The organism is Vibrio maritimus (assembly GCF_021441885.1).
GTDB lineage: Bacteria > Pseudomonadota > Gammaproteobacteria > Enterobacterales > Vibrionaceae > Vibrio > Vibrio maritimus_B.
On the sequence record NZ_CP090439.1, the window covers coordinates 644539 to 663806 of the forward strand.

Here is a 19268-nt window from a genome sequence, read left to right on the forward strand (position 1 = left end):
CGGGAAGTGACAAGCGCCCAATTTTGCAGTGCAATCGGTCAATTTCACCGACAATTTACAATATAAATTTACAAATGATATATCCAAACTGTCAGAAAAAAGAAAAGCACGATTCTTTGGAGATGACAGAACAAATATCCAAAAGAATCGTGCTTTGTTAGCGATTTAAAAATCGGTGATTAGCTGGCTTTCGCGCGAACTTCCGTTAGGCGTTTAGCGATGCGATTTACCCCTTCTTGAGCGAAGATTTCTTCAAGATTCATCGACAGCTTACGACGCCAGTTCGGGTACTCATTAACCGTACCTGGAATGTTTACTGGTTTATCCATTTCTAGCCAGTCTTCAAGCTGAACACTGAGTAGTGCAGATGAGCCCGCAGCCACATGAAGCTGCAGTGCTTCGCTTAGGTAAGCATCCATTGGTACTAGGCTTGCGTCACGACCAACACCTTCAGGCAGGTAACCGTGCCATGCGACGCTATCAATGATGCCTTGCTTGCACTCTAGACGGTCATCAAATAGACCTGCTAGCTGCTCTTCGTTTGGATATAGACCAATCTCACGACCCATTTTAAGGTCATCGCAGTGCCAGAAGCCGCGTAGCGTTGGCATATCGTGAGTACATAGTGCAGACATTGATTGATCCGCATAGTGCTCAGGAGAGATAAAGCCGCCATCTTCTGCTGTTTCGAAGAAGAATACCTTGTATGAGTGAACGCCTGCGTCACGAAGGATCTCTACGATTTCATCTGGTACAGTACCTAAGTCTTCACCGATAACACTACATTGATGACGGTGTGACTCGAGCGCCAGGATTGCTAGCATGTCTTCAACTGGGTAGTAGATGTACGCGCCTTTCGTCGCGTTTTCACCTTTTGGAATCCACCAAAGACGCAGCAGACCTAGAACGTGGTCGATACGCAGTGAACCACAGTGCTTCATGTTCGCACGTAGTAGCTTGATGTATGCATCATACGATGTCGCTTGCAGTACTTGTGGGTTAAGTGGAGGTAGACCCCAATTTTGACCCAATGGACCCAAGATATCTGGTGGAGCACCGATGCTCGCATCCATCACTAGGTTGCCATTGTCTGCCCATGTTTCAGAGCCAGAATCCGCAACACCAACAGCTAGGTCACGGTAAAGACCAACGGCCATACCCTTCTCTTCTGCTAGTGCTTGAGCTTCATTGATTTGAACATCAGCAATCCACTGCAAGTACATGTAAAGCTGAACTTTATCTTGGTTATCAGCAATATATTTTTGCGTCGCTGCATTTTCAAAACGACGGTACTTCTCTGGGAATACCGGCCAACCCCACATGTTGCTGTCTTCTGCGTGAAGCTCAGCGTGGATCGCATCGAATGCGGCTTGATGAAGTAGGCTTTCACCGCCTGCCTCAACGAAGTCTAGGAATAGTTTTGCGCGCTCAGACTGCTTGTCTAGGTGACGAGATTTGAACTCATCGAATAGCAGTGGCAATACGCTCATCTTAAGCTCAGCCACTTCGGTGTAGTTCACCCAGTGTGACTCACGCGCTTTTTGAAGGCGTGCTTGGAACTCAGAGCCACCAACGATTTGCTGTGCATCTGCACTTAGCGCAAATTCTGCGACAGAGCTAACGTCGATGTAAAGAATGTTCAACCAGCGGCGAGAAGACGGGCTGTATGGGCTCGCACCTTCTGGGTTAGCAGGGAACAATGAGTGAATCGGGTTAAGACCCACAAAGTCACCACCACGTGCAGCGATATCCGCTACAAGCTGTTTAAGGTCACCAAAATCACCGATACCCCAGTTATGCTGAGTACGAAGCGTGTAAAGCTGGATACTTGGACCCCAAAGCTTTTTACCTTCATCGATCGCACTTTGTTTGTAACAAGCACGCGGAGTACGGATAAGTGTCATCTCGTAAGGAGCTTTACGGCGCTTACGCTCTAAGTAAAGCTTGTGGTAACCCCATGAAAGGTTGTTTGGTAACGCAAATACTAAAGGGCCACCCTCAGCACGTTCATCACGAACGATCTGAGATTGAAGATAGCCTTCAAGTACTTCTCCTTGCTCAGTCTCTAGACGCCAGCTGAAATCGCTTTCTCTCGCGCTCACACCTAAATGAAGTTCTACTTCAACGGCATCACCGTCTTTAACAACCAGTACAGGGTCTAGCACTTCCTTCTTATGCTTTTTCTCTGCAGATTTTAGTAGTGATTCATCATTAGTCGTGTCGTAGCCTAAAGACGCAAGCAGACGAAGAATGGTTTCGTCCTCAACTCTGGCTTCGTCGCCCCACGCACTTACGTAGCTGTCGGCTATTCTTGCCATCTCAGCAACTTGTTTTAATGCTGTTTGTTCTGTCATCGCTCTCTCCGAAGGACTTCTCTTAACCTTCAAATCGGTAGGGTTATTATTAATTTTAAAGTAAAAAGCCAAGGTACCTCTGTCCCTAAAGGAACTGAGGTACCTTAATTTTATTTATTAACGAGAAACTGATTCTAGTTTCCAAATGTTGTTCACGTAATCGCGAATTGAGCGGTCTGATGTGAACTTACCAACCAATGCGGTGTTAAGAATCGCTTTCTTAGCCCAACCAGCTTGGTCTTGGTACTGTTTGCTCATGTCTTCGTGCGCTTTCACGTAAGATGCGAAGTCTGCTAGACATAGGTATGGGTCACCACCGTCAAGTAGGCTGTCGTACGTTGCACGTAGTAGACCTGGTTGACCTGGAGTGAACTCATCACCTAGTAGTAGGTCTAGAGATGCTTTCAATAGTGGGTCAGCGTTGTAGTAGTCGTATGGGTTGTAACCTGCAGCTTGCGTGCGTTTCACACCATCAACATCAAGACCGAAGATGTAGATGTTCTCGTCACCGACTTCTTCACGGATCTCAACGTTAGCACCATCCATCGTACCGATAGTAAGTGCGCCGTTAAGAGCCATCTTCATGTTACCCGTACCTGATGCTTCTTTACCTGCCATAGAGATTTGCTGAGAAACGTCAGCAGCTGGAATCAACATTTCAGCCATGCTTACACGGTAGTCAGGGATGAATACCACTTTCAGCTTACCGCCTAGGCGTGGGTCGTTGTTTACTTTCTCAGCAACCTTGTTAATCGCAAAGATGATCTCTTTCGCTAGGTGGTAGCCAGGTGCCGCTTTAGAACCGAAGAAGACAACACGTGGAGCCATATCAAATGTTGGGTCATTCAATAGGCGGTGGTATAGAGACAACACGTGTAGCAAATCTAGCTGCTGACGCTTGTACTCGTGCAGACGCTTGATCATCACATCAAAGATAGCATTTGTGTCTAACTCGATGCCCATGTTTTCCAGAACCCAATCAGCTAGACGCTGTTTGTTTTCTTTCTTTACAGCCATGAATTCTTTTTGGAATTTCGCGTCTGTTGCGTATTCAGCAATGCCTTCTAGCTGCTCTAGTTTCGCTGGCCATTCTGGGCCCACTTTTTCAGTAATTAGCTTAGAAAGACCTGGGTTACAGAACTTCAACCAACGACGTGGCGTGATACCGTTCGTTACGTTGTGTAGACGAGTTGGGTACATCTCATGGAACTCAGGGAATAGGTCTGCTTTCACTAGCTCAGAGTGAAGTGCTGCTACACCGTTTACTGCGTATGAACCGATAACACATAGGTTAGCCATACGAACCATGCGGTGGAAACCTTCTTGGATGATAGAAAGCTTCGCTTGCTTCTCACCGTCGCCAGGCCACATTGCACGTACTTCTTGTAGGAAGCGGTGGTTGATTTCAAAGATGATTTCCATGTGACGTGGAAGTAGACGCTGGATTAGCGACTCAGACCAAGTCTCTAGTGCTTCTGGAAGTAGTGTGTGGTTTGTATATGCGAAAGTCTTAGAAGAAATCGCCCACGCGTCATCCCAGCTCAAACCTTTCTCATCAAGAAGGATGCGCATTAGTTCAGGAATAGCGATCGTTGGGTGCGTGTCGTTAAGCTGAATAGTTTCTTGCTTAGGAAGATCCGCCAGTGTGTAACCTGCAGCCTCGTGACGACGCAGAATATCGCGTACAGACGCAGCTGAGTGGAAGTACTGCTGCATTAGACGCAGTGTCTTACCTTTCTCGTGGTTGTCGTTCGGGTATAGAACCTTAGTAATGTTACCCGCATCGATTAGCGCGTGCTGTGCTTCGAAGTAGTCACCGTTGTTGAAGCTTTCTAAAGAGAATGGTGCGATTGCTTGACATTCCCAAAGACGTAACGGGTATACAGTGTCAGATTCGTAACCAACAATGGGTAGATCCCAAGGCATTGCTTTAACCGTCATGCCTGGAACCCACTTACGAACTTCTTTGCCACCTACGTTTACAACTTCAACGTGACCAAAGAAACCAATCTCTTGTGCGAGTTCTGGACGAGCTACTTCCCATGGGTAGCCTTCAACACCGCGCCATGCATCTGGTGCTTCTTTTTGACGACCATCTTCGAAAGATTGCTTGAATAGACCGTATTCGTAGTGAAGACCGTAGCCTACAGTTGGGAATTCTTGAGCGGCACATGAATCCATGAAACATGCTGCTAGACGACCTAGACCACCGTTACCTAGTGATGGGTCACGCTCTTCTTCTAGAAGGTCAGTTAGGTTGTGACCTAGCTCAGCCATTGCGTCAGTTACTTGATCGTAAAGACCCATGCTGATTAGGTTGTTACCGGTTAGACGACCGATTAGGAATTCTAGAGATAGGTAGTTAACGCTTTTTGCGCTCTTGATGCGCTCATCTGCTTCAGTTTCAAGCAGGTCAAAAGTCGTTAGCTCAGCAAGCGCACGACCCATTGCTAGATACCACTGACGTTCAGTCGCAGTTTCTACTGTCGTTGCGTAAGTTGCTGATAGGTGTTTCTTAACACTTTCTTGGAAAGAAGCTTTATCAAATTTTTTCTGTTGCGCAGGTTTCATTACGAAATCTCACTTTCAAGTTTTATCCATCTGTCACATATCGTGCATGGTGACGTATCCATAAACATCCTCCTAAGTCCGACTCCCTGAAGGATGAGTGAGGAGGGCGTAGGGGGCGTACTCCCCTTCACTAAGTGATCGATGTCCCATTCCGATATTGGATTCGGTTTTTTCTGGTGATAGCGATCACGCCAAGCTCAGTTTTTAATCTAAGCGCTATCGAAGAAACATTTACTATCGCATCGGTGACTAAATACAAAAATTGCTGTTGAGATCACAGTTAGCCGTAAAAAAGCCCCCAAAAAATCTGAAATTTTGTATACATGGCTGACCAATACCCTTTCGAATGCGTACCAATAAGTGACGAACTTCACATATATGAGGCGTAGTTGGGGTGTGGGACACGCAATAATTAAAATCTAGCGCTCGATCAAACACTGTATAACCTACTGTTTCATAACATCGAGGCTGCTCTATAAAGCTGTGGTAAACGCTCCCTCCTCCTTGAGGAGTAGAAACAATAATTAGTAGGAAATATCTTATGTGGATTCCTTCAAAACTGACTCGACCAGGCCGCTTGCACAACGCCATCGTTCGCCCTCGAGTATTAGATCTGCTTGCACAGGCTCCCTTTTATAAACTCGTTCTTTTTCGCTCGCCTGCAGGTTACGGTAAAACGACTATGGCCGCGCAATGGCTATCGGATAAACCACATGTAGGTTGGTACAGCATCGACGAAAGCGACAATGATCCGTTCCGTTTCGTTAACTACTTGCTGCAGGCCATCAACAAGGCCACCAACAACACCTGTCCTAACGCACAAAAGCTGGCAGAACGTCGACAGTTCTCATCGCTGCATTCTCTCTTTAGCGAAGTGTTTGCCGAGCTGACTAGCTATCACCACGAGTGTTACATCGTCTTAGATGACTACCATCTGATTACTGACGAAGAAATTCATGAAGCAATGCGCTTCTTCCTTAAGCACATGCCAGATAACATCACGCTCGTGGTGACAAGTCGTGGAAATCCGCCGCTGGGGACGGCGAATTTGCGCGTACGCGATCTGATGATTGAAATTGGCAATGAGCTTTTAGCGTTCGATACCGAAGAAACAACGCGTTTCTTTAGTCAGCGACTGGCCAGTGAAATTGATAATGAGACCGCTAACTCACTGCGCACCTATGTTGAGGGTTGGCCTTCTGCTCTGCAGCTTTTTGCATTGCAGGCCCAGCATCAAAAACGCACCCTGGCGCAGTCAGTAGAAACTATGTCTCAGTTCAACCATGCACACCTTTGGGACTACCTCGTTGAAGAGGTCTTCGACCTTCTTGATAAAGAGACTCGCCACTTCCTGATGCAGTGTTCAGTACTCGATCACTTTAACGACAGCTTGGTCACCGCACTGACCAAACGTGACGACGCGCTTAGTATGATCGAATCGCTCAACCGCTTTGGTTTATTTATTTACCCGCTTGAAGGTGAGAACAACTGGTTTAGGTTCCACAACCTATTTGCAGAGTTCTTATCTCATGAGCGTAAAGCGCGTATTCCTCAGCAAGAAAATGAGTTGCATCTAGCAGCCGCAAACGCATGGCTGCAGCAAAAAGTGCCACATCAAGCGCTTCGACACGCTCGCTTGGCGAATAACAACGACTTAGTGGCTGAAATACTGCTTGAGTTTGGTTGGAAGATGTTCAACCACGGTGAACTGGCAACGCTTGAAGACGCGATTGATGTACTCTCTGCTGACCAGCTCTACAGCCAACCTAAGCTGTGTATGCTGCAAGCTTGGCTTGCTCAAAGTCAGCACAGATACAACGACGTTGGTGAACTGATTGCCAAGGCCGACGCTGAAATGGCGGATCGCCAAGTCAAACTAACGGCAAAAGAGGAAGGCGAGTTCCACGCGTTACGCGCACAAGTTGCTATTAACCAGAACTCTCCTGATAAGGCGATTGAGCTTGCAGAACTCGCGCTAAGTGAGCTAGATCATTCTGAGTATCGCAGCCGAATTGTGGCGACCTCTGTCGTCGGTGAGGTTAACCACGTGATCGGCAACCTCAGCCGTGCGCTGTCAATGATGCAGCAAACTGAGAAACTAGCGAGGCAATACCATGTCTACCATCAGGCGCTATGGGCTCAGTTGCAGCAAAGTGAAATCCTGATCGCACAAGGCTATGTTCAAGCGGCTTTTGAGATCCAAGAAAGTGCCTTCAAACTGATTGAAGAACAACAACTGCATCAAGTACCTATGCACGAGTTCTTGCTTCGAGTGCGTGCGCAAGTACTCTGGTGTTGGAACCGCCTAGATGAAGCGGAAGAGTGTGCGTATAAGGGCATCGATGTGCTAGGTAACATCGACCCAAGTAAACACCTACACAGCTACTCTATGATTGCACGCATCGCGATTGGTCGAGGTGAGCTAGACAAAGCTTCAAAAGTCATTGAGCAGATACAGCACCTAATGAAGCAATCGACTTACCACGTTGATTGGACCGCGAACGCATCTCTATCACTGCTTCTATACTGGCAAGCGAGAAACGACATTGAATCGATTGAGCAGTGGCTAGAAACCGCGACTAGACCAGAAGAAGCGTGTAACCACTTCTCACAGTTGCAGTGGCGTAACATTGCCAGAGCGCAAATAAACCTTGGTCAGTATGAGCAAGCTCAGGTTACGCTCGACTTCCTCGATAAAGAAGCGAAACAGCATCAGCTCGTCACTGATCGTAATCGCAACCTTATCGTCGAAGCGATTCTCAACGTCCACAACCGTAACGAAGAGAAAGCGAAAGAACTCCTGAAAGAAGCGTTAGTACTTACTAACCAGACAGGCATGATCGGTAACTTCCTCATTGATGGCGCTACCATTGGCCACTTGCTTGCTAACTTGGTTTCAAAGTCTGACTTGGGTGATCTCGAGCGTCACCGCGCTCAATTGCTGATGAAAGACATCAACACCACTCAGCGTAGTCGCTCAGTGCACTTTAACGAAGAGTTTGTTGAAAAGCTGGTCAACCACCCGAACATCCCTGAGTTAGTACGTACTAGCCCGCTAACCCAGCGTGAGTGGCAGGTTCTTGGTTTGATATACTCTGGTTTTAGCAATGAACAGATTGCTCAAGAACTGGATGTAGCAGGCACAACGATTAAGACTCACATTCGTAACCTGTATCAAAAGCTCAACATTGCCAATCGTAAAGAGGCAATCAGCACTGCTGAGAACTTGCTGCAGTTGATGGGGTACTAATCCTAATCAAACACAAACCACAAAAGCAAACGCCCAGTATTTTTTACTGGGCGTTTTTTATTTTTCTAGACTTGCCTACGATGACAGCGTGTCTCCTCTCCCTTCGCATCAACAAGGACCATAGAACTCTCCGTTAATACTGAAACCTCTGTGCTAAGCAGGTGAATATCGTTTAATTCCTTCTCTATTGTTTCTGAGAGTTCATGCCCAGATGAACTGGTGCTGTCCAATGCCAGCACTTCAAACTCTTCCGTTATCGTCGACCCTTGCAATGACCAGTGACCACTGGTGATCAGCTCTACTCGAGCAGCACCTTTACCCGTCGCTATAGGAAAATTCAAGAATACCCGTCCGCTAAACTCACCATTATTACCGTAAGCTACATGCACTTTAGTTTTAATGTCAGTCAGCTTGTAATCACACTGCCAAGCGCCCGACACATTTTGCTGTGTAATCGCCAAACGGTTCTCTTGCTGGCTCTTCGGTTCTCCACAACCGACCAGCAGCGCTGCAGTTAGCCCCAAGACCATGGTTTTATTCATGACACATCCTTGTGTTGACTATATTTTATAAATTGTAGTGAATCTCTTGTTTTCTCCTGCGAAAACATCGTCCAATTTAGGCAGGCATCACAATTAAGCCTAGTGGTTCTAATAGCTGTGCCTGCTGCCAATCACAAATCTTAACACCGGTCAGATCAACCCGTCTTGGGTCCAATCCTTCAAGTTCTACATGGCATAAATCAGCGCCTTGAAAACGGTACTGTGACCAAGCATCAGAAGAAAAAACGCCGCGACTCAAATCCGATTCGCGAAAAGACGCGCCTTGCAAGTTTGCACCTATCCAACGATTCTCAAACAAGTCACATTTCTCAATGATGATGCGCTCGAAATTGGTGTAGGACAGGTTGCATCCGGTGATGTAAGCCGAGCAGAAGTACATGGTATGACTCACTTGGTTGGCAAAGCGTGCTCTCGCAAAGTTTGCACCCTTCAGGTCACACTCTCTAAACTCGATGCCAAAGCAGTCCGCCCCTTCAAAATTGCACATCGCCATCTGACGGTACTTAAAGCTGGCATCTTTCAAATTGGTGTATTGAAAATGACACCCCTCTAAATCCAAGGGTTCAATAAACTTGCAGCGCTCAAAGCGAGCTTCTGAGAGGTCGGCGCGAGAAAAGTCACACTGGTAGAATTGGCAGTTCTCGAAAATTTCCCCAGAGAGATCGTGATGGCTGAAATCATGGTGTTCAAAAATTTTGTCTTTCATAGCTTTTGTCTTCTAGTTCGTATGGTTGAAGACTAGCATCTGACGACATTGGAATCGACAAAAACAAAACCTTTAAAAACAGCAGCTTAAGACACCCAAAAATCGCCATCTTAAGGGGTCATTCGGCCACTTTTAGGGGGTATTTTTGATTGAGCGGGCGCTCAGATGATGAAAAAAGTTTTAAGCGCTAAAGAGGCTTACAGGAGGTCACCTCTCCAATAATCACAAAGCCAGCATGTCACGTTGCTGGCTTTGAAATTAGTACCTTGAAACTAACACCTTGAAACTAACACCTTGACGTCAGCGCCCAAAAGCTTATTTAGTCGGGGTGTACAGGGCGATGTTTTCACCCACTATGTATTTTTGTCTTAGGACGCTAGAGACCTTATCTAGTCCCATGATAATGGCGACAAGCACTAGGGTGATAAAGGTCACCACATCCCAGTTCCATAGTCGCATGTTCTCAGCATAGACCAGACCAATACCACCAGCACCTACAAAGCCAAGAACCGCAGCCGAGCGAGTATTTGACTCTAGCTGATACAGGCTCAACGCCAAGAAAGTCGGAAACGATTGAGTAAAGATACCAAATCGATGTTTCTGCAGGTTATTGGCACCCATTGCTGTTAAGCCGCGTGATGGCTTTTTATCAGCCGCTTCGTGGCTTTCTGCGTAGAGTTTACCAAACAGACCTAGATCCTGGATAAACACCGCCATCACACCAGCAAGTGGGCCAAGACCCACTGCACGAACAAAGATCATCCCCCATATCGCCATATCGATACCACGCAAAACATCAAAGATACGGCGCATCATGATCGCAATCAGTCGAAACGGTCCTGTCATCACATTTCGAGCTGCTAGGAATGACAGTGGCAGAGCAACCAACGAGGCCGTTAGCGTACCACCAAACACGATCGCCAGCGTGATACCAATTTGTTTGAAGTAGTAACCAAATGGCCAATCCCAGAAGTCGCGCCACACAAACATGTGTAAGAAGTAGCTCATGATCTTGCTGTTACCCATCTCAAATTGCTGAGACGACACACCAAAGAAGTGGAAAAACACCAAATAATAGAGAACAACCGCAGCGACACTCGCGGCAACGACCATTAAGTAACGACGCTGTTTATCAAAAATGGCTTTGTTTTCTTGTTTGATTTGCTCAAGGGTCATTTCAGTCATTGGCTGTCTCCATTGATCACTTTCTTCCTCAGTACGCCAGACGTGGTATCTATAATGGCCACCACCAGGATGATTAAAAGCAGCGTAATACTGACTTGGTCGTTGCGTCCCAGACTAATGTTTGTCATTAGCTCCTGTCCGATACCTCCCGCGCCAACTAAACCAAGAATGGTCGACGAGCGGAAGTTAATCTCAAATCTCAGGAACACATAGGAAAGTACCGTCGGTTTAACCTGTGGCCAGAATGCAAATCGAATGCGTTGGATAGGTCTTGCACCAGATGCAGTCAGCCCTCGAATCGGTTTGTCGGAAACCGTCTCGATCGACTCATAGAACAGCTTAGTCAAGCTGCCAATAGTATGAAGCGTCAGGGCTACGAAGCCGGGAAATGTACCTACACCATAAGCCATCACGAACATCACCGCCCAAGCTAACTCTGGCATTGTGCGCAGAAACGCCACAAAAGAACGGATACCAAAGCGAACAGGCGCAGGCGCATAGCTGTTACTGGCAGCTAAGAATGCCAACACAATCGCAATCACAGAAGACACTAAGGTGGCGGCAATCGCAACATTAATGGTTTCCCATAACAGCGGGATCTGGATGTGTAGTCGATAACCCCAGTAGATGAGCGAGCCTGGCACGGCGCGTCCGTTTTCATCTCGACTGGCGAAAAGAACGTCCCATGACAAATTTGGAATAGTGTCGTAGATGTAATCAAATAACGCTGGAGCATTACGGATGATGGTCGACAGGCTGAACTCAGCGTAGTGACCAGAAAGCAAATAGAGCAACATAAACAGAGAAGACCACATAAGAGCGTCCATTTTCTGCTTACGGCGAACCTGTTGATAGTATTGTTCGAACTGCATGGAGTAAACCGTAGAAGTAGCAAAGCTGGCTGCGAACAACCAGCTTGATTAACAGAGGAGATTAGCGCTGAGCAAACTTAGTCGCTTTTACCAGATCGATGATCGATTGGTATTCAGCAACGCTGGTCTCTTCTAGGTGAAGAGAGCCACCCGCAGCTTTGCTAAAGCAGTCGTTGTTTTCACGATCTAGCTTCTTCACCGCCGCCACTAGGTCGTCTTTGAATTTCGGGTCTAGACGGTTGCTCACAATCGTAGGACCGTTTGCGATAAGTGGTGATTCCCAAATGATACGAATCTTGTTCATTAGCTCTGCATCATGATCCATGTAGCGAAGCAGTGCGCCAGCACTGTAGCCTTTGCTCGCATCACCAACCATAGAAGACCAAGTTACTGCGGCATCAAACTGGCCGTTCAGTACGCCAACGATGTCTTGTTCGTGACCACCAGAGAAGTTAACTGAGCTGAAGAAGCCGTTGAACTGGTTGTCCATATTGCCGCCTAGCGTTTGCTCTAGCTGGTTATTTGGAATCAAAAAGCCTGAAGTAGAGTTTGGATCGGCAAACGAGAACACCTTACCCTTAAGATCTTCAATCGACTGATATGGGCTATCTTCTTGAACCAAGATAACCGAGTGGTAACCGCGCGAGTTATCTGTGTTATCAACCGTGATACCAACTAGCTCTACCGCTTCTGGGTCATTAAGATAGATCTCAGCGTATGACTTTGGCGACATGTTAATAACCAAGTCGATTTTTTCACCCAAAAGACCTTGAATAACCGCGTTGTAGTCACTTGAGTTACGAATATTGGTTTTAACACCAAGCTCAGCATTTAGAAAATCCGCCACACACTGGTTGTCACCAATCTGCTGTGCTGCGTTTTGACCACCAAGAATACCTAGATTGATCTCTTTTGGTGCCGCTGCTTGAGCGTTAAATGCCAAAGCAGATGCCACTGCAACACCGAGGGATAGAAGCTTTTTCATGACTTGTCCTTAAACGTATAGTCCACTTAGTTTTTTGATTAACTGATCTGGTCGATTTCGTCGCCATAAAGACGATGCAAAACCTGATCATTGAGCCCAGAAGGATGACCGTCGTAGATGACCTGCCCTTTGGCGAGACCAATAACACGAGTACAGTACTCCTGAACTAATTCGATAGAGTGAAGGTTGACCATTACCGCAACGCCATCACTGCTTACTTTTTGCAGTGCTTCCATAATTCGCACGGTGTTTTTCGGGTCTAAAGAAGCAACAGGTTCGTCAGCCAGAAGGATTTTCGGGTTTTGCATCATGGCTCGGCATATCGCGACACGTTGCTGCTGACCACCAGACAAGTTTTCGGCACGTTGCAACGCGTACGGCAGCATATTCAGCCACTTAAGCAGCTGAATCGCTTGCGCCTTGTCTTTGTCACTGAAGACTTTTAACAATGACTTCAGTGTCGAGGTATGGCTTAGACGTCCGAGCAAAACATTCGAGATAACATCAAGACGAGGCACTAAACAGAAATCTTGGAAAATCATTCCGCAGTGGGTGCGCCACTCACGAAGCTCTTTACGGCTCATCATCAGTACATCATCGGTACTTTGGTCGCGATGCACATTTAAGATGTTTCCGCCTGTTGCGGGAATCGTACCGTTAAGTGTGTGAAGCAAGGTCGACTTACCAGCGCCAGAACGACCGACTACAGCAACAAACTCGCCAGCTCGTAACTCAAAGCTGATGCCATCTAAAACCATCTTGCCTTGTTGATAGGCTTTCGTTAGCCCGTTGACTTCTAAAACTTTGCGACCAAAGTCTTGCTGTAACTGTTCACTGTTGTCCGACACGAGGGACAACTCGGGTGCGCTTAATGCCATACCCTTTCTCCGAGTAGCTATTTACAAATTGAACAGCATTACATCGCAGTAATTTGACGGATTTTCGATGTTTTTATGACCAATTGATGAATCACGGGTCTCGACAATTGTTTAACCCGCCGAAAACAATTTCACGAAATCAATATATTAGCCCCTCAATCCCCTTCGCTCAGCCAAACACTAGTTACGGCAAACTTTTGCGAGAACTGAGAAGTATTAGTTGACTTAATCAACAATATCGATACTATTTGTTGACTAGATCAACTAATTCATTCACTGAATACATGCCATGACAGACTATCGAGCCATCAATCACGCGCTACGCGAGATACGAATGAAAACCCGTGGAAAAATGATTGCGGAAGTCACAAGACAAAAAGTCGAGTTTTCTCCACTAGAACACAAAGCAATGTCCGACATTCGCGCTCTTGGCGGGGCCTCTCAACAAGCTTTAGTGGAATCTATGAATCGTGACAAAGCGCAGATCGCCAGAATCATTGCAAGGCTGCATAGACAAGACCTGATCATTAAAGAAAGTAGCCCAAGCGATCGACGTTCGGTTCAGCTTACTCTGAGTGAGAAAGGGGAAAAACTGCTCAAACGACTCGACCAAGTTGAAATGGAAATGATGACAGAAATGCTCACGGGATTTTCTGACGACGAAGCGGACACTCTCAAAGTGTTATTAGAACGCGTCAACAACAACCTGAGCTACTAACCCGGTTTATAGGAGAACAACTTGAAACAAACCCAACCCATCCTCGGGCAAAAAGGCACGCTATTTTTTCTCGTCATTATTAGTGCATTCCCACCATTGACGATTGACCTCTATTTGCCAGCCTTGCCGACCATGGTGGACATCTTTGATACCACAGAATCCATGGTTAACCTGACGCTAAGCAGCTATTTCGTTACCTATGCGCTTGGTCTACTTTTCTGGGGACCGCTGAGTGAAAAGTTTGGGCGAAAACCCATATTACTGACCGGTATTGGCGGCTATATGCTAGCGAGCATTGCCTGTGCAATGTCCAATGATATCGAGCATCTTATTGCAGCTCGCGTCCTACAAGCATTTGCGGGTAGTGCCATTACCGTTGTCTCGACATCCGTAGTCAAAGACCTATTTGACGGACGCGAGCGTGAGCGGATTATGGCCACCATCATGTCACTGGTTATCATTGCACCTATGGTCGCTCCCGTACTCGGTGCATTCTTGCTGCAAATTGCCTCGTGGCGCATGATGTTCGTCACCCTTGCTGTCTTTGGTGCCTGCGCCTCGATCCTTGCATTTTGCTATAAAGAAACACTCGAGACTCGTTACACGGGCTCATTAGTCCGCTCCTGGACCCGCCTTGGTGTGGTGATTAGGAACCCGCGTTTTGTAATTCTATTGTGCATTTTCTCTATCGCACCAATGGCGCTCATGGGCTTTCTCGCGGCAGGCTCTTATATCTACATTAATGGCTTCGGTTTGACAGAGCAGCAGTTTAGCTACTTCTTCTCATTTAATGCCATTGTGGCGTCTTTTGGACCGACTATTTATATGAAGCTGTCTCGTCACATTGCTGTGCAGAACGTTATCTCTGGGTGCTTTGCAGTGTTGGTCGCGGTAGGTGTAATGACACTCACCTTTGGTGACACGTCGCCATGGGCATTCGCCTTGCTTGCTGCGCCTGCAACACTCATGGTGATCATGATGCGCGTACCAGCAACCAACTTAATGCTCGATCAACAAGACAAAGACACTGGCTCTGCGGTCGCCCTGATTCAGTTCTTCGCCATGATCTGCGGGTCTATCGGAATGGTTCTTGTCTCAATCCGACCAGAGTCGTTAATTGCCAACTTAGGAATGATTCAGCTGTGTATCGGTATTGTGGGAGGCGTGTTGTGGCTCGTAGTACGAAACCGCACGTTTGTGACTGATAATCTAGTGAAAGCTTAGCGCTGAGGTCACAGTTATTGGTAATTTGCCATGCCAAAGCATTTAACCGCAGCCCTAGATCTCGTTATACTCTAGGGCTCGCGTATTGAATAAAGAACCCAATGGCATCAATCAAAGACGTTTCAAAGCTAGCAGGTGTATCGTGGATGACGGTATCTCGTGCTATCAACTCTCCCGAGAAGGTCAAGCCCGATACCCTAAGACGTGTCAATGAGGCAATAAAGACTCTCAACTACACGCCTGATCACTCAGCCAAAAAAATGCGCGCGAAGGGAGTTCAAGGTTATCAAGACACAACCATAGGTGTACTAGCACTCGAAGTCGCCACGACACCATTCTCCGTCGGCATCAACCACTCTATTGAGCAAACTGCACTGGCACAAGGCTGGAACTCGCTGATTTTCAACACCTTTGACGCAGCCCCTAGCGATGAAACCGTGGACCGAATTCTATCTCACAAACCAACCGGAATTGTGTTTGCTACCATGGGTTTACGCGAAGTCGTGGTACCGGAACGCCTCAAAGAACTGCCACTGGTACTTGCCAACTGTTTTACAAAAGACTCAAGCATACCAAGTTATGTCCCCGACGATCAGTTAGGCCAATTCCATGGTATCCAACATCTACTTGCCAAGGGATATAAAAAGCCGCTGTTTATCATGCTCAACCAATCCCTACCCGCAGTGACATTACGTCAACAAGGAATTAAGCAAGCAGTACCCGATTTAGAGATCTATCGCTGGCGCTATATGAATGACCCGTGCGACTACCACGACACCATCACCATTATTGACAATGCATTAGCTGAAAATTACGACTTTGATTGCATTGTCTGTGGAAATGACCGCGTGGCTTTGGTGGCATATATGCACCTACACCGTATAGGAAAGGCGATACCAGAAGATGTCGCAATACTTGGCTATGACAACATGGACGAAATCGCTGATCTTTTCGTGCCAGGCTTAACCACCATAGAATTGCCCCACCACGAGTTAGGTCGCCAAGCTGCGCTGCACATCATTGAGAAACGAAATGAGACAGGTTTGATTAAGCTACCCTGTCCGTTAATTGAACGAGAATCCACATAAAAACAGGGAGCTTTGCTCCCTGTTTTTATCGCTTACTTCCAAATATCCTTTAACTGCCAAACATCGAGAGCTTCTAGCTCTACCGTACCGTTCTCTGCAAACAGTTGGAAATCTAGACTCGATTCAGATGGATAAATACGACTTGTGATCGCCTGCTCGCCCTCGTTCAAAAACACTTCTACCGAGGAGCGGTCTAGGAACAGGTGAATATCTACCGAGTTATTAGTGGTATCAATATCAATACTGCGCACACCTGTCACCGCTTCTCCCGATAACGTTCTATCAAGAAATGCACGCTTCGCCATTCGGTCATATCCCACTAATGTACGCTCAAATGGCACATCTCCGACACGCAGCATAAAGCCAAAGCGTTCTGCCGTCGCACCAGCAAGAGAAAAGCGCGCTTTGACTTCAAGCAAGTCGCCGCGAATGCCAGTTTCTAGTACTTGGCTATCTACTTTGCGAAGCGCGGACGTGTCAAACTGCTCTACTCTCAGGTCTTCAAGCTCTTTGACAGGTGTTTGCCAGATCTTACCTTCTTCATCCAGCTTAAGCTCGCGTGGCAGTGTCAATGCACCACACCAGCCTCGCGCTTTGGTTGGCATCTCACTGTGCCACATATCCATCCACGCCATCGCTACCTTGCGACCATCTTCGGCATCAAATGTCTGACATGCATAGAAATCGTGGCCAAAGTCTAGCTCTACAAATTTATCAAAGGTAAAGCGACCTCGCTCTTTATCTAGCTCACCAACCATGTAGCCGTTTTGATGGAAGTTCAGGTTATTGTAGCCATCAGCTTCCATGCCCATTGGCGAACAGATTAGAACGCGTTTGTCATCCAGAGCAAAGAAATCTGGACACTCCCACATGTAACCAATGCCCTCTTTCGCTTCTGCCATAACACCTTTGTAGTTCCAATGGCGCAGATCGTCAGACTGATAGTAACCAATTTGGCCTTGGTCTCCATCTTTCATGCCCACGACCATATGCCAGAGACCGTCTTCCTTCCACACCTTAGGGTCACGAAAGTGCACCATATCAGCTTTTGGTGCATCAGGAATCACAATGCCTTGCTTCTCAAAGTGAATGCCATCTTCACTTGTCGCTAGACACTGAATCTGCTTCATTTTCGTGTCATCGCCCTCTTCACCAAGCCAAGAGTGACCGGTATAAAGCAGCGCGAGCGTATCGCCATCAGTCACGGCAGAGCCAGAGAAACAGGTGCCCTCGTCTCCTGGAGCCAATGCAACAGGCTGGTGCTCCCAATGCACCATGTCTGTTGAGGTCACATGGCCCCAGTGCATTGGTCCCCAGTCTGATGAGTATGGGTGATGTTGGTAGAAGGCGTGGTACAGTCCATTGTGAAAGCAGAGTCCATTCGGATCATTCATCCACCCAGCAGGCGCAGCAATGTGAAAGCCAGGACGATGGTGGCACTTCAACTTTGCCGATTCTGTCGCTAAGGTCTGATTCGCTTTAGTCGTATCATTGATCATGAAAAACTCCGAAATTTGCATAGACCCTCTCTCAATGAGAGAGGGGAAAATAAGAAAAGAATGAATTATGCGGTGGCTAGAGACTGGTCACCGGACTTTGATTGGGTGTTCTCGTCATCATTAACTGAAGGTACTTTGTCGCTGACCAGAGTGAAGATAGACACAGTGGCGAATACAGCGACAACACAACCCAAGATGAGATACGTTTGTTGGAAGCCCATGACGTCGTAAGACAAACCAACCAGCGGAGACAAGATGCTAGTGAACACTTGAATCACAAACTGGAAGCCAAACAAGTACAACGTCGATGCTAGGCGAGTATCAAAGTTCTTACTGAAGTACTTGAATACTGCAATGAGAAGGATTGGTAGCTCAACCGCATGGAGAAGCTTCATCGCTGAGATACCGATTGGACCATCGACAAGACCTGAACCAATAATGCGGGTTGCCATGATAAAGCCTGCGATAACCAACGAGTTCTTGGCACCGACACGGTTTACAAAAAATGGCGCTAAGAACATACCGCCAGCCTCAAGGAACACCTGCAGAGAGTTTAAGTACCCAAACATACGGTTACCTTCTTCTACAGTCGGGAACTGAGAAGAGAAGTAGATAGCAAACTGTTGATCATACACACCGTAGATACAGGCACAGCCGAAGATGTACAGTGCAAAAGCGTGGAAGCGAGGCATTTTCACCAGCGCAAACAGGTCAGCGACTTTTACTGGGTTAGTTTCGACATCTTGCTGTGAAGAGGTGTCATCAAACTTAACCAGCATAATCATGATCGCAGCAATAACCGCAGATAGAGAGGCTAACCAGAAGTTGATATTGGGGTTGATGTTGATAAAAGTGCCAGCAAAAAAGGTCGCGAATGCCCAACCTAATGAACCCCACATACGTGCTTTACCAAACTCGTAGTTAGACACACGTCCAACGCGCTCTACATAGGTCTCAATAGCTCCGACACCAGCAAAGAAGGCAGCACCAAGATAAACAGCACCGGCTGCCGCACCCATGAAGATATTGGCTTGCAGTAATGGACCGTAGATAAAGATGATAAACGGACCAACAAACACAAGGAGTGCAGCAATGAACCACATCAAATGTTTTTTCAGACCAAGACGGTCCTGAATGTAGCCATAAAGCGGCTGCAAACACAGTGCGCCAATTGCGTTTAGCGAGTAAATGATGCCGGTATTAGCACCATCCAGTCCCAGATGCTGACTCAGCCAAATTGGAAATAATGAAAACCAAAATGACCAAGTGACAAAGAAGAAAAACAGCGTGGCGCTGAGGAGTATAAAGTTTCTGTTCTTACCAAAATTCATGGCAACCTCTCGTAGGGCATCTAATAAGATTAGCTTCAACGTCT

At 46.9% G+C, this 19268-nt stretch carries 14 protein-coding genes; 4 read left to right on the forward strand and 10 right to left on the reverse strand.

Annotation, left to right across the window (positions count from 1 at the left end):
* Positions 1–179: 179 nt before the first annotated feature.
* Positions 180–2354 (reverse strand): 4-alpha-glucanotransferase, encoded by a 2175-nt coding sequence (gene malQ / locus LY387_RS19440; RefSeq protein ID WP_234497495.1) that lies wholly within the window; start codon positions 2352–2354, stop codon positions 180–182.
* A gap of 117 nt (positions 2355–2471) precedes the next feature.
* Positions 2472–4925 (reverse strand): glycogen/starch/alpha-glucan phosphorylase, encoded by a 2454-nt coding sequence (locus tag LY387_RS19445; RefSeq protein ID WP_234497496.1) that lies wholly within the window; start codon positions 4923–4925, stop codon positions 2472–2474.
* A 541-nt stretch (positions 4926–5466) separates the two neighbouring features.
* On the opposite strand from LY387_RS19445, the gene malT reads away from it, so the two are divergent.
* A complete protein-coding gene (malT, locus tag LY387_RS19450; protein WP_234497497.1) occupies positions 5467–8175 on the forward strand; it encodes an HTH-type transcriptional regulator MalT in 2709 nt (902 codons plus the stop codon).
* Positions 8176–8240: 65 nt separating this feature from the next.
* Here the strand turns inward: malT and LY387_RS19455 are convergent, their stop codons facing one another.
* The 6 genes from LY387_RS19455 to phnC form a co-directional block, all read right to left on the reverse strand.
* On the reverse strand, positions 8241–8717 hold the full coding sequence (locus LY387_RS19455; RefSeq protein WP_234497498.1) for a hypothetical protein: 477 nt from the start codon (positions 8715–8717) through the stop codon (positions 8241–8243).
* Between the two features lie 76 nt (positions 8718–8793).
* Complete coding sequence (locus LY387_RS19460; protein WP_234497499.1) at positions 8794–9444, reverse strand: Qnr family pentapeptide repeat protein; 651 nt, start codon at positions 9442–9444, stop codon at positions 8794–8796.
* Between the two features lie 315 nt (positions 9445–9759).
* Entirely contained in the window at positions 9760–10629 is an 870-nt protein-coding gene (phnE, locus tag LY387_RS19465) for a phosphonate ABC transporter, permease protein PhnE (protein WP_042474772.1), read from the reverse strand.
* Positions 10626–11501 carry a phosphonate ABC transporter, permease protein PhnE gene (phnE, locus tag LY387_RS19470; RefSeq protein ID WP_234497500.1) on the reverse strand — a complete coding sequence of 292 codons (876 nt, stop codon included), beginning with the start codon at positions 11499–11501 and terminating at the stop codon, positions 10626–10628. The genes phnE (LY387_RS19465) and phnE (LY387_RS19470) overlap by 4 nt, the downstream gene beginning before the upstream one ends.
* A 61-nt stretch (positions 11502–11562) precedes the next feature.
* The gene (phnD, locus tag LY387_RS19475; protein WP_234497501.1) at positions 11563–12486 is read right to left on the reverse strand and encodes a phosphonate ABC transporter substrate-binding protein; all 924 of its coding nucleotides are present in this window, start codon (positions 12484–12486) and stop codon (positions 11563–11565) included.
* Between the two features lie 38 nt (positions 12487–12524).
* Positions 12525–13364, reverse strand: a complete 840-nt coding sequence (gene phnC / locus LY387_RS19480; RefSeq protein ID WP_081936018.1) for a phosphonate ABC transporter ATP-binding protein — start codon at positions 13362–13364, stop codon at positions 12525–12527.
* A gap of 289 nt (positions 13365–13653) precedes the next feature.
* On the opposite strand from phnC, the gene LY387_RS19485 reads away from it, so the two are divergent.
* The 3 genes from LY387_RS19485 (at position 13654) to LY387_RS19495 (ending at position 16394) form a co-directional block, all read left to right on the forward strand.
* Positions 13654–14082 (forward strand): MarR family winged helix-turn-helix transcriptional regulator, encoded by a 429-nt coding sequence (locus LY387_RS19485; RefSeq protein WP_234497502.1) that lies wholly within the window; start codon positions 13654–13656, stop codon positions 14080–14082.
* A gap of 21 nt (positions 14083–14103) precedes the next feature.
* The gene (locus LY387_RS19490) at positions 14104–15306 is read left to right on the forward strand and encodes a multidrug effflux MFS transporter (protein ID WP_234497503.1); all 1203 of its coding nucleotides are present in this window, start codon (positions 14104–14106) and stop codon (positions 15304–15306) included.
* Between the two features lie 101 nt (positions 15307–15407).
* Complete coding sequence (locus tag LY387_RS19495; RefSeq protein ID WP_234497504.1) at positions 15408–16394, forward strand: LacI family DNA-binding transcriptional regulator; 987 nt, start codon at positions 15408–15410, stop codon at positions 16392–16394.
* Positions 16395–16426: 32 nt separating this feature from the next.
* Here the strand turns inward: LY387_RS19495 and LY387_RS19500 are convergent, their stop codons facing one another.
* Together LY387_RS19500 and LY387_RS19505 are read right to left on the reverse strand one after the other, a co-directional pair.
* Positions 16427–17893, reverse strand: a complete 1467-nt coding sequence (locus tag LY387_RS19500; RefSeq protein WP_234497505.1) for a glycoside hydrolase family 32 protein — start codon at positions 17891–17893, stop codon at positions 16427–16429.
* Between the two features lie 65 nt (positions 17894–17958).
* Positions 17959–19224: an MFS transporter gene (locus LY387_RS19505; RefSeq protein WP_234497506.1), complete on the reverse strand. Its 1266-nt coding sequence runs from the start codon at positions 19222–19224 to the stop codon at positions 17959–17961.
* Positions 19225–19268 lie beyond the last annotated feature (44 nt).

Coding starts and splice junctions, on each gene's coding strand:
- malQ (WP_234497495.1), bottom strand. CDS start 2,354: ATGACAGAACAAACAGCATTAAAACAAGTTGCTGAGATGGCAAGAATA.
- LY387_RS19445 (WP_234497496.1), bottom strand. CDS start 4,925: ATGAAACCTGCGCAACAGAAAAAATTTGATAAAGCTTCTTTCCAAGAA.
- malT (WP_234497497.1), top strand. CDS start 5,467: ATGTGGATTCCTTCAAAACTGACTCGACCAGGCCGCTTGCACAACGCC.
- LY387_RS19455 (WP_234497498.1), bottom strand. CDS start 8,717: ATGAATAAAACCATGGTCTTGGGGCTAACTGCAGCGCTGCTGGTCGGT.
- LY387_RS19460 (WP_234497499.1), bottom strand. CDS start 9,444: ATGAAAGACAAAATTTTTGAACACCATGATTTCAGCCATCACGATCTC.
- phnE (WP_042474772.1), bottom strand. CDS start 10,629: ATGACTGAAATGACCCTTGAGCAAATCAAACAAGAAAACAAAGCCATT.
- phnE (WP_234497500.1), bottom strand. CDS start 11,501: ATGCAGTTCGAACAATACTATCAACAGGTTCGCCGTAAGCAGAAAATG.
- phnD (WP_234497501.1), bottom strand. CDS start 12,486: ATGAAAAAGCTTCTATCCCTCGGTGTTGCAGTGGCATCTGCTTTGGCA.
- phnC (WP_081936018.1), bottom strand. CDS start 13,364: ATGGCATTAAGCGCACCCGAGTTGTCCCTCGTGTCGGACAACAGTGAA.
- LY387_RS19485 (WP_234497502.1), top strand. CDS start 13,654: ATGACAGACTATCGAGCCATCAATCACGCGCTACGCGAGATACGAATG.
- LY387_RS19495 (WP_234497504.1), top strand. CDS start 15,408: ATGGCATCAATCAAAGACGTTTCAAAGCTAGCAGGTGTATCGTGGATG.
- LY387_RS19500 (WP_234497505.1), bottom strand. CDS start 17,893: ATGATCAATGATACGACTAAAGCGAATCAGACCTTAGCGACAGAATCG.
- LY387_RS19505 (WP_234497506.1), bottom strand. CDS start 19,224: ATGAATTTTGGTAAGAACAGAAACTTTATACTCCTCAGCGCCACGCTG.